The organism is Achromobacter sp., from assembly GCF_057314935.1.
The window spans coordinates 14,276-27,893 of sequence record NZ_DBHKZA010000018.1; the positions used below are offsets into that span (position 1 = coordinate 14,276).

Here is a 13,618-nt window from a genome sequence, read left to right on the forward strand (position 1 = left end):
CGCCTGCCGCAGGGACGCCTGCCGCAGGAATGCCCGGCGCCAACCTGGACGGCAGCGGCGTCAGCGCCAGCGCGGTCACCACTTCGGCCCCCGTCGTGGCCCGGCCCCTCTGATCCGGCCGTCCGCAGACACGAAGGGCGCCTCCACGGCGCCCTTTGTCATTTCCTAAACCCGAGTGCGGTTTGGCGACCCTATTCCTCGGTCGCCAATTCGGTCACCACCTCACGCGGCCAGGCCAGCAGCGACTCCAGGTCCAGGAAGGTGAAATAGCCTTCCCGCCAGCCCTCGGTGTCGATGTGATAGACGTTGCCCAGCAACAGCGGCGCCGCTACCGGCGTGTGCCCCGCCACCACCGCCCGCACGCCCTTGATGACCGTCCTGTCCATTTGGCGCAGCCGTTCGCGCGACCACTGGCAGGCCGCGCTGGTGCGCTTGTAGCGGTCTTGCAGCGCAGATTCCAGCCGCGGCCAGAACAACACCGGGCAATCCGCATGCAGCAATCCCACCGCGCCGTCGGCGGTCTCGACCTCGATGGCGATGGGCAGTTGCGCGAAGGCTTCGGCAAAGACCTTCTGCCGGTCGGGCGGCAGGTCCAGGAACCAGCCGCCGCCATAGCCGCGCCAGTTCATGACGTCCACCTGGCCCGTGCGCACGTGGCGGATCGCATAGTCCTCGTGATTGCCCTGGACCGCGTGGAACCAGGGCTGGGCCAGCCACTCCAGGGCGGCCTCGTTTTCCGGCCCCCGGTCCACAAGATCGCCCACGGAAAACAGCCGGTCGCGCGCCGGGTCGAAACCCAGGCGGTCCAGGCTTTCCTGTAGACGGGAAAAGTGCCCATGCACGTCGCCCACCGCAAAATCGCGGCCGCGTTCGTTGCGCGGGATTTTCAGAAATCGCTGCTCCATGATGATCCGTGACCACCGGCCTTGGGGCGGACATATCCGTCCCCGTAATTCGGCCGTGGCGGTGCTTGCCTGTTGAAACCTGACCCTTCTTTTTAACCCGCTTTCCGGCGGGACACCGTTGCGCCCCCCCTGCCAACGGGGTCAAAATATTGCGTTACGAGAATCGCTATTGTTCGTGATAATGTTCCGACTTTCCCAACTGATACCTTAAAGGGGGCCGCGCAGGCCGCCTCCTGCCGTCGCCATGACAGCCGCCTCCACCATCAAGACCTGGTACTGGATCCACAAGTGGACCAGCCTCGTCTGCACCATCTTCCTGCTCATCATCTGTCTTACCGGTTTGCCGCTGGTGTTCCACCACGAAATCGAACACTGGCTGGATGACGCCAAGCCCCTGTCGGATGTGCCGGCCAACACGCCCCCCGCGAACCTGGACACGCTCGTTGCAAGCGCCAAGTCCATGTACCCGGGCGAAGTGATCGACTACCTGTTCTTCGATCCCGACGAGCCCCAGGTCTGGGTGGGCATGGCCAAGAAGCCCGGCGACGGCCAGGCTTCCGGGCACGCGGTGCGCATGGACGGCCGCACGGGCGACGTGCTGCTCGACGGTCCGCCCTACACGCAGGACAAGTTCTCTTTCATGGGCATCATGCTGGCGCTGCACGTGGACCTGTTCGCGGGGCTGCCCGGCGAACTGTTCCTGGGCTTCATGGGCTTGCTGTTCTGCGTGGCCATCGTGTCCGGCGTCGTGCTTTACGGCCCCTTCATGAAGAAGCTGGAGTTCGGCACGGTGCGCGCCACGCGCAGCACCCGCCTGAAATGGCTGGACCTGCACAACCTGCTGGGCATCGTCACGCTGGTCTGGGCGTTCGTGGTGGGCGTGACGGGCGTCATCAACGAATTGTCGACGCCGCTGTTCCGTCTGTGGCAGTCGACCGAACTGGTCCGCATCCTGGAGCCCTACAAGGGCCAGACGGTCCCCACGGAACTGGCGTCGGCCCAACTGGCCGCCGATACCGCGAAAAAGGCCCTGCCGGGCAACGAAGTGTCGTTCATCGCCTTCCCCGGCAACGCCTTCGGCAGCCCGCACCATTACATCGCCTGGATGCGCGGCGACACGCCGCTGACGTCGAAGCTGAACACCCCGGTGCTGGTGGACGGCAAGACCGGCGCGCTGACGACCGTGGCCAAGATGCCTTGGTACCTCACCGCGCTGGAAGTGTCCCGGCCGCTGCATTTCGGCGATTACGCCGGCCTGCCCCTGAAGATCATCTGGGCGCTGCTCGACCTGATCACCATCGTGGTCCTGGTCAGCGGCCTCTACCTGTGGCTGGCGCGCCGCCGCGCCACCGAAGCACGCATCAACGAACTCGTGAAAAAGCACCAGGCCGCCGCCGCCCCGCAAAGGACCCCCGCATGAGCGCCCGTAAAAGCAGCAAAGGGGGCCGCGGTTTCATGTTCGTGTGGGGCGTGCCGATCGTGCTGGGCGTGCTGAGCGTGTTCGGCCTGCTGGCCGCCCTGCTCGGCACCGGCGCCTGGCACTGGGCGTCCTGGATCACGCTGACCATCCTGCTGGTGGTCATCGTGCGCTACTGGTGCTTCCCGCTGAAGCACTAGGCCCGGAAAAGACTGCCACGGGGGTGGGGTCCCGCCTCCCCATCCGGGGGCCCCGCTGCCCCCAGCCCCGCCGCCGGCCGCGCGACGCGGCCTTATTTGCCGAAGCGCTCGGGGTCCGGCCCCAGACGGGCGCCTTCCTTGATGCCGTCGATTGCCGCCATCTCGTCGCCCGTCAGTTCAAAATCGAAAACGTCGATGTTTTCGCGAATGCGGGCAGGCGTGACCGATTTCGGGATCACGATCAGATCGCTCTGCAAATGCCACCGCAGCGTCACCTGCGCGGGCGATTTGCCGTGCTTTTTCGCCAGTTCCAGGATGACCTTTTCCTTGGTGATGCCGCCTTGGGCCAAGGGGCTCCAGGATTCGGTCGCAATGCCGTGCTTGGCATGGAACGCCCGCAGCTCGCGCTGGGTAAAGCCGGGATGCAGCTCGATCTGGTTCACTGCCGGCACCACTTTGGACGACTCCATCAGCCGCTCAAGGTTGGCCTGGGTGAAATTGGACACGCCGATCGAACGGGCACGGCCGTCTTCCTTCATCTCGACCATGGCGCGCCAGGCGTCCAGGAACTTCGCGCTGCCCGCCACGGGCCAATGGATCAGATACAGGTCCACATACGCCAGGCCCAGCTTTTCCAGGCTCTCGTCCATCGCCTTGTGGGCATCGTCGTAGCCGTGCCGGTCGTTCCAGAGCTTGGTGGTCACGAACAGATCCTTGCGCGCCACGCCGGCCGCGCGCAGCCCGGCGCCCACTCCCGCCTCGTTGCCATAGATGGCCGCGGTGTCCACCGAGCGGTAACCGGCCGCCAGCGCCTCCTTGACGCTGGAGGAGGCCTGCTCGTCCGGCACCTGCCAGACGCCCAGCCCCAGTTGCGGGATCTTGTTGCCGTCGTTCAATTTCACTGCGGGTACTTTCGCCATAAGACCCTCCGAAGCTTGCACCGCGACGCCTGCGCGGCGAATATGCGCCAGGTCGCGCAATCCTGGGCACAGCCCGGCCCACCCCAGGATTGAAGAGACAAAAAGCGGGCTTGCCGAGCTGCGCCCGCATCGCGATACCGGATCAACATCCCCCAGCAATGGTCCGCAAATACCAGGGGTTATCAGCCAAATAATAGCGCCCGTGTCCGATAATGGCCGTCACACGCCCTTGCGCCCCCCGGGCCACCCCTCGCATCCGCCCCCTTGCCCAGCCATGAACCCCTCTGACGCGCCCCCGAAGAACCGGGGCGGTTTTTCCACCCTGCGCACCCTTTTTCCCTACCTCTGGCCTCCCGGGATGACGGGGTTGAAGGTGCGCGTCGTCGCCGCGCTGCTCTGTCTGTTCGCCGCCAAGGCGGCGACCGTCTACGTGCCGCTGATCTACAAGCACGCCATCGACGAACTGGGCAAAGGCGCGCCCGGCGCCGTGACGGTGCCGTTGGGACTGATCCTGGCCTACGGCACGGCCCGGGTGCTGTCGCTGCTGTTCTCGGAATTGCGCGACGCCATCTTCGCCCGGGTCGGCCAGCACGCCATTCGCGCCGTCGGCCTGCAGATCTTCCGGCACCTGCACGCGCTGGCGCTGCGCTTTCACCTGTCGCGCCAGACCGGCGGGCTGACCCGCGCCATCGAACGCGGCACCAAGGGCATCCAGACGCTGCTGTCGTTCCTGCTGTTCAACATCCTGCCGACGTTCTTCGAGATCGGCCTGGTCTGCATCGTGTTGTGGAAGATGTTCGACGTCTGGCTGGCGCTGGCCACCGGGGCGACGGTGATCCTGTACATGGCCTATACGCTTGCCGTCACCGAGTGGCGCGCCAAGTTCCGGCGCCAGATGAACGAAACCGACTCCGAAGCCAACACCAAGGCCATCGAGAGCCTGCTGAACTACGAAACCGTCAAGTATTTCGGCAACGAAGAGCACGAAGCGCGCCGCTACGACGCTTCGCTTACCCGCTACGAACGCGCCGCCGTGCGCAGCCAGGTCAGCCTGTCGGTCCTGAACGTGGGCCAGGCCGCCATCATCTCGGTCGGCCTGACGCTGGTCATGTGGATGGCCGCCACCGGCATCGCCGAAGGCCGCTACACGCTGGGCGACTTCGTCCTGGTCAACACCTACCTGCTGCAGCTGTACCAGCCGCTCAGCTTCTTCGGTTTCATCTACCGCGAAATCAAGCAGGCGATCATCGACATGGAACGCATGTTCGAACTGCTGGGCCAGGACCGCGAAGTGGCCGACCGCCCGGATGCCCGCCCCCTGCAGGTCGCTGGCGGCCAGGTCGAATTCCGGGACGTGCATTTCGGCTATGACGCGCGCCGCCCCATCCTGAAGGGCGTCAGCTTCACGATCCCCGCCGGCAAGACGGTGGCGGTGGTGGGCACGTCGGGCGCCGGCAAATCCACGATCGGCCGCCTGCTGTTCCGCTTCTACGACACCGATAGCGGCGCGATCGTGGTCGACGGCCAGGACGTGCGCGATGTCACCCAAGCCAGCCTGCGAGCGGCGATCGGCGTGGTGCCGCAAGACACGGTACTGTTCAACGACACCATCCACTACAACATCGGCTACGGCCGCCCCGGCGCCACCGACGCCGAAATCGAGGCCGCCGCGCGGCTGGCGCACATCCATGACCTGATCATGACCATGCCCGACGGCTACCAGACCATGGTGGGCGAACGGGGCCTGAAGCTGTCTGGCGGTGAAAAGCAGCGCGTGGCCATTGCGCGCACGATCCTGAAAAACCCCGCCATCTTCCTGTTCGACGAGGCCACCAGCGCGCTGGATACCCACACCGAACGCGAAATCCAGGCGAACCTGCGAGAAGTCAGCCAGGGCCGCAGCACGCTGATCATCGCCCACCGCCTGTCCACCGTGGCGGACGCGGACGAGATCATCGTGCTGTCCGACGGCCGCGTCATCGAACGCGGCCGCCATCCGCAGTTGCTGGCCCAGGGCGGCGTGTACGCCGGCATGTGGGCCCGCCAGCAGGACAGCGCCCCCGTCATCCCCACTGCCCCCGCCGATTGACAAGCCCGGCCCCCTGTCCGAAGATCGCACCCTTTTCCCAGAAGGCCCGCCATGCAGGATTCTCCCGCTACCCCTGAAGTCCGAGTCTGTGCCGGCGCCGAGCTCGTCAACGGCGGGCTGGGCGTGAAAGTGCCGGTGACCGATAGCGCGGGCCAGACCACCGCGTTCTTCGTGCGCTATCAGGACCGCGTGCATGGCTACCTGAACCGGTGCGCCCACGTGGGCGTCGAACTCGACTGGGAAGGCAGCTTTTTCACGCGTGCCGGCGACCTGCTCATGTGCGCGCGCCACGGCGCCACCTACGAGCCCGACACGGGCCTGTGCGTGGGCGGCCCCTGCAAGAACGGCCGCCTGGCCGTCTTGACCGTCAATGAACGCGACGGCGACGTCTTCTGGCAACCCGGCGGCAAGATCCGGCCTCGGGACGAGGCCGCCTGACGGGACCTGCCAGCGGCGCCCGCCCCTAGGCGCCGGCCACCGCCACCCGCGCCGGCTCCTGGCGCTCGGCATACCGGCGCGCCAGCACCGCGCACACCATCAATTGCATCTGGTGGAAGATCATCAGCGGCAGGACCACCACGCCCATCTGCGATGTGCCGAACAGCACGGTCGCCAGCGGAATGCCCGAGGCCAAAGACTTCTTCGATCCGCAGAAAACCAGCGTGATCTCGTTTTCCTTGGACAAGCCCAGCTTGCGGCTGCCCCACGTCGTGACCAGCAGCACGGCCCCCAGCAGCAAGGCATTGACCAGCACCATCGTGGCCAGGTCGATGGCCGGGAACGCGTGCCAGATGCCTTGGGCGACGGCTTCGCTGAACGCGGTGTAGACCGCCAGCAGGATCGAGCTGCGGTCCACCTTGGACAAGGCGCGGTTGTTGCGTTGCGCCCAGGCGCCGATCCACGGCCGCAGCAGGCTGCCCACCGCGAACGGCAGCAGCAGCTGCAGCAGGATGCGGCCGGCATCAGCCAGCCCGTGCCCGCCGCCCTGGCGATGCAGCAGCACGGCCACCAGCAACGGCGTCAGCACGGTGCCCAGCAGATTGGATGCCGTCGCCGCGCAAATGGCGCCAGGCACGTTGCCGCGCGCCATGGAGGTGAACGCGATGGACGATTGCACCGTCGACGACAAGGTGCAGACGAACAGCACGCCCAGCCACAGCGACGGGGTCAGCAAACCGGGGAACAGCGCCCGCAGCCCCAAGCCCAGCGCCGGAAACAGGATGAACGTGCACGCGAGGATCAGCGCATGCAGGCGCACGTCCTTCACACCCGCCACGATGGCGTCCGTGGACAGGCGCGCGCCATGCAGGAAGAACAGCAGCGAAATGGCCACGTTGCTGGCCACCATCATGAAGGACGCGCCCTTGCCCACCGCGGGGAAGAAGCTGGCGAACACCACCGTGGCGATCAGGATGAGCGTGAATTGGTCGGGCAGGAAGCGGCGCATGGCGGTCGGATGGTCGAAAAGTTACGGGAACTATAGGCGCGCCCCTTGCCATCGTGAAGGCCACTGATTACTTTAACTGTCATCGGAAATCCCTATGACAAACCCGCGCCATGCTCAATCCCTTGTGGCTCAAGACCTTTGCCGCCGCCGCGGCCGCGCCAAGCTTCACCGAGGCCGCCCGGCGGCTGGGGCTGACCCAGCCCACGGTCAGCGAACACGTCCGGCAACTGGAGCAGGCAGTCAACCGCCGCCTGTTCCTGCGCGACACGCATTCGCTCACGCTGACCAGCGACGGCCGCAGCCTGCTGGTGCACGCGGAAATCATCCTGGATGCCCATGAACGGGCTGAAAGGCTGTTCGACGCGCCTCGGCTGCGCGGCCGCGTCCGCCTGGGTACGTCAGACGACTTGGCGATGGGGCCGCTGCCCGACGTGCTGGCGGCTTTCCGCCTGGCCCACCCCGAAGTGGAGCTGGACCTGACCATCGGCGTCACCAGCGAGCTCTACAAGCTGCTGGACGACAACGGGCTGGACGTGATGATCGGCAAGCGCCGCCGCGGCGACCGCCGGGGACAGACCCTGCACAAGGAAGCCCTGCTATGGCGGGCCAAGGAGGGCTTGCGCATCGCCCCCGACGAACCCTTGCCGCTGATCCTCTTGCGCGAACCCAGCGTGACCCGCACGCTGACGCTTGACGCGCTGGCGCGAGCCGGCCGCAGTTGGCAGATCGTCTGCACCAGCACCAGCTACGCCGGCTGCCAGGCCGCCGCCCGCGCCGGGCTGGGTATCACGGTGCAGCCCTCGCACCTGTCCACGGCGGGCCTGGCCTCCCCCGCGGGCGCCGGCCAGTTGCCCGCCTTGCCGCAGGTCGAATTCATCGTCATCTCGGCCCCTGCGCCCAACAAGCCGACCCGCGCGCTCACCGAGATCCTGATGCGCAGCACGCTGACCTGAGCCGCCCTGCCCGCCAGGCGCTTATTGCGGCGCCGGGCGCGTGTGCCGCACGCTGCCTTCCAGCGGTTGCGGCTGCTTGAGCAGGTTCAGGATCGGGCACCACTGCTCCACCGCTTCGTGCACGGCGCGCACTGCCTGCTCATCCGCGGGCGACACGATATGCGCCGTGTAGCGAATATTGTGCGGAAAGAACGGCACCTTCTCGTAGCCCGGCTTGCCGCCGCGCGGGTCCAGGTCCCCTTCGATCTCGACTTCCAGCGATTCCAGCGGCAGCTCCAGTTCCGCCGCCTTGATCAGGAAGATGTGCGTAAGGCAACTGCCCAGCGAACCCAGCAACAGCTCTGGCGAACTCGGCCCCAGGTCGTAGCCCGCAAAGTCGGCCGGGCTGTCGCTGACCACCTGGTGATCCCGGATGCGGATGCGGCGCACCCCGCTGCGGCCCTCGGCGCTGACGTGCGCGCGCAGCTTCACGGGCTCCACGGTCTGCGGATCCCGCCCGTTGCGAACCAGGACGGCAGCGCGTTTCTGGCCCAGATACTCGTTCAACGTACTCATCTTGAAGACCTCGTCATGAAGGAAGTGTGCAAACAAACCTGTCCAAGATGATGGGCGGGGGGGACGCCAAGGGGAACTATCTTGTCGGAATATCCGGATTCCGCGCACTTATATGCCCCCACTCATCGCGTCCGATTTTTCCCCTGCCGCGCCTATACTCAACGCAATAGCGGAGGTATGCATGTGCAGCCACTACCAGACCTTGAAGGACGCCGAACTGCTGCTCAAGAAGTTCGGGGTGCGCGACAAGCCCGCGGCGCTTGGCATGTATGACGTGTGGCCCAAGCTTCAGGGGCTGTTCGTGCGCCGTCCGGTGGAGCATGACGCGGGCGATGACGCGGTACCGGAGCGCGAGGCGGTTCTGGGGCGGTGGGGGCTGATCAGTGCATCGACCCGTTCCGACGGACTGAACGATGCCGGCAAGCTGTCGACATTCAATGCGCGCGATGATCAAGTCGCCCGCGCCTTCACATTCCGCGGCGCATGGCAGAAGGGGCAACGCTGCATCATCCCGGCCGAGGCGATCTTCGAACCGGATTGGCGCCCCGTCGACGCGGGCCTCAGCATGAAGTCCGTCGCGACGCGATTCACCCGCGCCGACGGCGCGCCGATGGGCATCGCCGGCCTATGGGACCACTGGCACGATGCCGCGGGCCAGCGCCAGGAAAGCTACACCATGCTGACGGTCAATGCGGACGATCACCCCCTGTTCAAGCATTACCACCAGTCGGGCAAGGAAAAGCGCATGATCGTCATCTTGCCCGAAGGCGCCTACGGCGACTGGCTGACGGCGCCGGCCGAGGCGGCGCGCGGCTTGCTCGTGCCCTTCCCCGCGGACAAGCTCGTCGCGACGCCGATGCCGTAACCGGCTCGCGCGCCGCTGCCCTTTTTCCAGCTGAGCGGACGCGCTATCCCGGCCACGCATGGAAGGGCCGCTTATGACTCCTGCTGATTGGATGCCGGCGTGCCCACCGGCTCTTCGGGTTCCAGTTCGGCCAGTTCTTCCGGCTGTGCTTCGTCTTGGGGAAGGTCGGATTCATCGTCCGCATCTTCTGGAAGATCCAGTTTCCTCTGTGAATCGGGGTGCTCGGGTTCAATGGGCGGGTTGGGTAGGGGTGTGGTCATGTCGCTCACCTTGATCGGCCAAATGGCCGCCCGATTCTCCGCAAGAAGCGCTCCCGACGCGGAGCCCCCTTTCAGGACTCAAGGCGACCGCTGCGGCAAGGCAATGGGTGCCCGATCCATCGCCAGCAACAGTTCACCCAGCCCGCCCACGCCCCCGCCCTCCATCCGCCCTCCCGGCCCGCAGACGTTGTCCGCGCTGGTCCAGGCGGGCGCCGCGCCAGGCAGGCGGCGCGCACGCAACCAGCCATGGCGGTCCACCATGAACTGCGCGCCCGCCAACGCTTCGGACGGCACGCCCGCGGCCAGGGCATAGGCCTCCCAGGCGCCGCGATCCGCCGCCACGCAGTCGGCATTCGCATCGCCTGGCGCGCCGCGCGTCAGGGCAAGGGTCAAGATGCGCGGATCCTGCGGTTCGTCCGGTGCGTCGGGCGCGTGCGCCACCACGCGCAACGGCAAGCCGCGCAATCCGCCCAAGCTGTCGGCCCGCCCATCCCGGCAGGCCAGATGCACGACCGGCGCCGGGATGGCCGGCATGCCCGCGCCGCCGCTCGTGCCATAGGCGCGCAGCCGCAGATAGTCCAGCACCCGCCAGATATCGTCGGCGCTCAACACCGCTTGAAATCCGTGCATGGCGGACGCGGAAGGCGTCTTGCCGCCTTGGGCCACGTGCCAATGCAGTTCGCCTTCCAGGCGGTTATCGAAGAGCGGCGCACCCAACACGCTAGGCCAGACGGGCAGGCTGGCCGCCCGCGGCCCCCGGCCGTCCGCCGCCGCACCGTGGCAGCCCGCGCAATGCGCCTGATACAGCCGCCCGCCCTGCAGCACATTGGTGTCCGAAAACGCCAAGGGCGAACGCTGATAGGACGTGGTGTGCGCCTCCGTCAGCAGCATCTGCGGGCGCGGCCAATGCGTGCTGAAAGCCAGCACGACGGCCAACGCCAGCAGGCCGTATCGCCAGCGCCTGGAGAACAAGGCGAGCACCAGCAAGACCAGCGCCGCCCCGCTTTGCGCCAGCGCCAACCATAGCTGCCGCCAGGTGTGCGGACTGACGGGCAGATCCGGGTCATAGCGCCAGGCGAACGGCCAGTGGGAAATCGCCAGCGACGCTTGCGGGTGCCTCAAGACAGCCACGGCAAGCGCCAAGCCCAGCAAGCCGAGCACGGCCAGCGACAGCCCCAGGATCCTCACCACGTCGCATCCAGCCCCAGCAAGGACAGTGCGCGATGGCGCAATTGCGCCAGCCTCGGGTCGCCCCGGTGCCTCGGGTAAGGCAGGTCATTGATGATTTCGTCCTTGATCCGCGCAGGCCGTTCGCTCAGCACCACGATGCGCGACGCCATGAACAGGGCCTCTTCCACGTCGTGCGTCACCAGCAAGGCGGTGAACCCCGCGCGTTGCCACAACTCGACCAGTTCGGATTGCATGGCGATGCGCGTCAGCGAATCCAGCTTGCCCAAGGGTTCGTCCAGGATCAGGATGCGCGGGTCGTTGACCAGCGCCCGCGCCAATGCCGCGCGCTGCGCCATGCCGCCCGACAGCTGATGCGGGTACGCCTTGCCGAAGGCAGCCAGGCCCACGCGCTGCAAGGCGTCATCCACGCGATGGCGCTCGGTCTTCAGCAGGCCGCGCGCCTGCAGGCCCAGCGCCACGTTGTTCCAGACGGTGCGCCAAGGATACAAGGTGGGATCCTGGAACACGACGATGCGGGACGGCGACGGCCCGTCGATCGGATCGCCGTCCGCCAGCAGGCCGCCTTGCGCCGGCGGCTCCAGGCCGGCCACCAGCCGCAACAGCGTCGACTTTCCGCAGCCGCTGGGCCCCAGCAACGCGACGAACTCGCCGGGCTTGACCTCCAGGTCGATGCTGTCGAGCACCGGCAACGCCGTGCCGTCCAGGTCGAAATGATGGTTCACGCCCCGCACGGCCAGCGCCGCGCCGCGCGAGACGGGCGTTTGCGCCACTGCCGCCGCTACCATTTCACCACTCCTTTCTGCCAGGCCAGGAGGCGGTCGCGCCCCAGGAACAACAACGTGATCAGTCCCGAAAACACCAGCGCCATGACAAAGAGCGCGCCGTACATGTTGGCGTAGGACGCCCAGCCCTGCGCCCAGGACAGGTACCAGCCCAGCCCTGATTTCACGCCCATCATTTCCGCGGCCACCAGCACCGAGAACGACGCGCCCAACCCCATGAACAGGCCCACGAAGACCTGCGGCAACGCGGCAGGAATGGCAACGCGCAGCACCAGGAACCATTCGTTGGCGCCCATCGTGCGCGCCACGTCGTAGTAGGCGCGGTTCACGCCCGCCACGCCCGACCAGGTCAGCACCGTGACCGGAAACCACGTCGCCAGCGCGATCAGAAACACCGCCGCCGACCAACTGGAGGGAAAGAAGAAGAACGCCATCGGCAGCAAGGCGGTGGATGGCACCGGCCCCAAAAAGCGCAGCACCGGATGCACCCAGTAGCCCAGCCCGCGCGACCAGCCGATCGCCACGCCCGTCAGAAAGCCCGCGGCCGCCCCCAGCAGGAATCCATTGGCCAGCAGCCAAAGCGAATTCACGAGACTGTCGCCCAACCGCTTGTAGTCGGTGACGTAGACCTCGATCAGGGACTGCGGCGGCGCGAAGAACGGACTGGGCAGCAGCGCAAGTTTCGCCGTCGCGATTTCCCACGCGCCCACCGCCACCGCCAGGGCCAGCAGCCACGGCCCGGCGCGGCGCAAAGCGCGAACCGGCCGCGCCTGTTCCACGCCCGACACGGCCACCAGCAGAAGCAGCGCCGCCAGCGCCAATGCCGCCACGCCGAACTCCCGCGTGTAGCCCCATGACGAAAAACCCACTTCCACGTTCGGCCAGCCCAGCGTCACGCCGCCCACGCCCGCCCACACGGCGGCAGCGGCCACGCCCGTCTTCCACAAGCGCCAGCCCGGCGCCAGCGCCGCGCGGGCCGGCAATGCGTCAACCGAGGACATTGGGCACCACCACTTGCGCGTATTTGTTGATGTCCAGATTCGCGCTCAGCACCTTGATGGTCTTCAGGTCCTTGGCGTAGCCCACAATCTCCTCGCGCAGCGCCGACCCCGTGGAGGCATGCCCGTGGCTATGGCTGCGCAAGATCGCGGCCACGCGCTCGGCCGGCACCTTGCCCGGCACGTAGGGCGCGAAAATTCGCGCCGTCTCGTCAGGGTTGGACGCGGTCCAGCGTTGCGCGTCGATCACCGCGCGCGTGATGGCCGCGGCCGCCTCGGGATCCTTGCGCACGAGGTCGCCGCGCAGTCCCAGCACGCAGCAGGTGCGGTTCTCGTAGTCGCCTTCGATGTTGGTCGCGATCTCGCGCAGCTTGTTGTCTTCGCGCAGCGTGTAGATAAGCGGGTCGTCGCCGGCGATGGCGTCCACCTCGCCTTTTCTCAGCACCTCGCCGAACAGGTCCTGCGGATACTGGCGCCAGTCCACGGACTCGGGGTCGATGCCCAGTTGCGCCACGCGGATCGCAAAGAAATTCTTCACGGGGCTGGCCTGATCCGACACGGCCACGCGGCGGCCCTTCAAGTCGTTCACGCTCTTGATGGGCGAGTCTTCGGCGGTCAGCAAGCGCATGCAGCCGCCGTGCGTGCCCACCGCCAGCTTCACATCAAAGCCCTGCTCCAGCGGCTTGAGCCAGCGCAACGCCATGCCGATGCCGCCGTCGGCGTGGCCGGTGGCGATCGCTTCCAGCAGCTGGTCGGTCGAGCCGCTGAAATTGATGCGTTCGACCTTCAACCCGTATTTTTCGAAGAAGCCGCGCTCAAGCGCCACAGAGACGGGCGACTGGCAGACGGCGGTCTGGCTCCATGCGATCTTGAACGTGCGCGGCGCCGAATCGGCCGCCAGCACGCGGGAACCCAGCATGCCCAGCGGCGCGGCCAATCCCGCGACGCTTGCCGCGCGCAACAGCGCACGGCGTGAGACTCCCCGCGCGGTGAGCGCGGCGCGATGGACGTTCGTATTCATCAACCTTCCTTTTGA

General features: G+C 66.8%; 15 protein-coding genes. 6 read left to right on the forward strand and 9 right to left on the reverse strand.

Translation table 11 applies throughout. The features are described from left to right. Positions 1 to 191 precede the first annotated feature (191 nt). Positions 192 to 905, reverse strand: coding sequence for a metallophosphoesterase (locus tag ACO6D5_RS08955; RefSeq protein WP_485825183.1), 714 nt, complete (start codon positions 903 to 905; stop codon positions 192 to 194). A gap of 244 nt (positions 906 to 1,149) precedes the next feature. Between ACO6D5_RS08955 and ACO6D5_RS08960 the strand changes: the two genes are divergently transcribed. Together ACO6D5_RS08960 and ACO6D5_RS08965 are read left to right on the forward strand one after the other, a co-directional pair. Next, positions 1,150 to 2,325: a PepSY-associated TM helix domain-containing protein gene (locus ACO6D5_RS08960; protein ID WP_315528343.1), complete on the forward strand. Its 1,176-nt coding sequence runs from the start codon at positions 1,150 to 1,152 to the stop codon at positions 2,323 to 2,325. Continuing rightward, a complete protein-coding gene (locus tag ACO6D5_RS08965; protein ID WP_485825184.1) occupies positions 2,322 to 2,522 on the forward strand; it encodes a hypothetical protein in 201 nt (66 codons plus the stop codon). Before ACO6D5_RS08960 ends, ACO6D5_RS08965 begins: the two co-directional genes overlap by 4 nt. A 92-nt stretch (positions 2,523 to 2,614) precedes the next feature. Here ACO6D5_RS08965 and ACO6D5_RS08970 read toward each other — a convergent pair whose 3' ends face one another. Further along, entirely contained in the window at positions 2,615 to 3,442 is an 828-nt protein-coding gene (locus ACO6D5_RS08970; protein ID WP_315528339.1) for an aldo/keto reductase, read from the reverse strand. 274 nt (positions 3,443 to 3,716) lie between these two features. On the opposite strand from ACO6D5_RS08970, the gene ACO6D5_RS08975 reads away from it, so the two are divergent. Both ACO6D5_RS08975 and ACO6D5_RS08980 read left to right on the forward strand, forming a co-directional pair. After that, on the forward strand, positions 3,717 to 5,531 hold the full coding sequence (locus ACO6D5_RS08975) for an ABC transporter transmembrane domain-containing protein (RefSeq protein WP_315528337.1): 1,815 nt from the start codon (positions 3,717 to 3,719) through the stop codon (positions 5,529 to 5,531). 51 nt (positions 5,532 to 5,582) lie between these two features. Beyond that, a complete protein-coding gene (locus tag ACO6D5_RS08980; protein WP_485825185.1) occupies positions 5,583 to 5,969 on the forward strand; it encodes a Rieske (2Fe-2S) protein in 387 nt (128 codons plus the stop codon). A 25-nt stretch (positions 5,970 to 5,994) separates the two neighbouring features. Here the strand turns inward: ACO6D5_RS08980 and ACO6D5_RS08985 are convergent, their stop codons facing one another. After that, positions 5,995 to 6,978, reverse strand: a complete 984-nt coding sequence (locus tag ACO6D5_RS08985) for a bile acid:sodium symporter (RefSeq protein ID WP_315528334.1) — start codon at positions 6,976 to 6,978, stop codon at positions 5,995 to 5,997. Between the two features lie 110 nt (positions 6,979 to 7,088). On the opposite strand from ACO6D5_RS08985, the gene ACO6D5_RS08990 reads away from it, so the two are divergent. Continuing rightward, positions 7,089 to 7,931 (forward strand): LysR family transcriptional regulator, encoded by an 843-nt coding sequence (locus ACO6D5_RS08990; RefSeq protein ID WP_485825186.1) that lies wholly within the window; start codon positions 7,089 to 7,091, stop codon positions 7,929 to 7,931. 21 nt (positions 7,932 to 7,952) lie between these two features. Here the strand turns inward: ACO6D5_RS08990 and ACO6D5_RS08995 are convergent, their stop codons facing one another. Beyond that, on the reverse strand, positions 7,953 to 8,486 hold the full coding sequence (locus ACO6D5_RS08995) for an OsmC family protein (protein WP_088590412.1): 534 nt from the start codon (positions 8,484 to 8,486) through the stop codon (positions 7,953 to 7,955). Positions 8,487 to 8,667: 181 nt separating this feature from the next. Here ACO6D5_RS08995 and ACO6D5_RS09000 point away from each other — a divergent pair, with 181 nt between their 5' ends. Next, entirely contained in the window at positions 8,668 to 9,351 is a 684-nt protein-coding gene (locus ACO6D5_RS09000) for an SOS response-associated peptidase (protein ID WP_315528331.1), read from the forward strand. Between the two features lie 71 nt (positions 9,352 to 9,422). Here the strand turns inward: ACO6D5_RS09000 and ACO6D5_RS09005 are convergent, their stop codons facing one another. From ACO6D5_RS09005 to ACO6D5_RS09025, 5 genes are all read right to left on the reverse strand, one after another. After that, entirely contained in the window at positions 9,423 to 9,611 is a 189-nt protein-coding gene (locus ACO6D5_RS09005; RefSeq protein WP_315528329.1) for a hypothetical protein, read from the reverse strand. Between the two features lie 78 nt (positions 9,612 to 9,689). Beyond that, entirely contained in the window at positions 9,690 to 10,802 is a 1,113-nt protein-coding gene (locus tag ACO6D5_RS09010) for a cytochrome c (RefSeq protein ID WP_485825187.1), read from the reverse strand. Beyond that, positions 10,796 to 11,587 carry an ABC transporter ATP-binding protein gene (locus ACO6D5_RS09015; protein ID WP_315528225.1) on the reverse strand — a complete coding sequence of 264 codons (792 nt, stop codon included), beginning with the start codon at positions 11,585 to 11,587 and terminating at the stop codon, positions 10,796 to 10,798. The genes ACO6D5_RS09010 and ACO6D5_RS09015 overlap by 7 nt, the downstream gene beginning before the upstream one ends. Then, positions 11,581 to 12,585, reverse strand: coding sequence for an ABC transporter permease (locus ACO6D5_RS09020; protein WP_485825188.1), 1,005 nt, complete (start codon positions 12,583 to 12,585; stop codon positions 11,581 to 11,583). Before ACO6D5_RS09020 ends, ACO6D5_RS09015 begins: the two co-directional genes overlap by 7 nt. Beyond that, positions 12,572 to 13,603 carry an ABC transporter substrate-binding protein gene (locus ACO6D5_RS09025; RefSeq protein WP_315528222.1) on the reverse strand — a complete coding sequence of 344 codons (1,032 nt, stop codon included), beginning with the start codon at positions 13,601 to 13,603 and terminating at the stop codon, positions 12,572 to 12,574. The genes ACO6D5_RS09020 and ACO6D5_RS09025 overlap by 14 nt, the downstream gene beginning before the upstream one ends. Positions 13,604 to 13,618 lie beyond the last annotated feature (15 nt).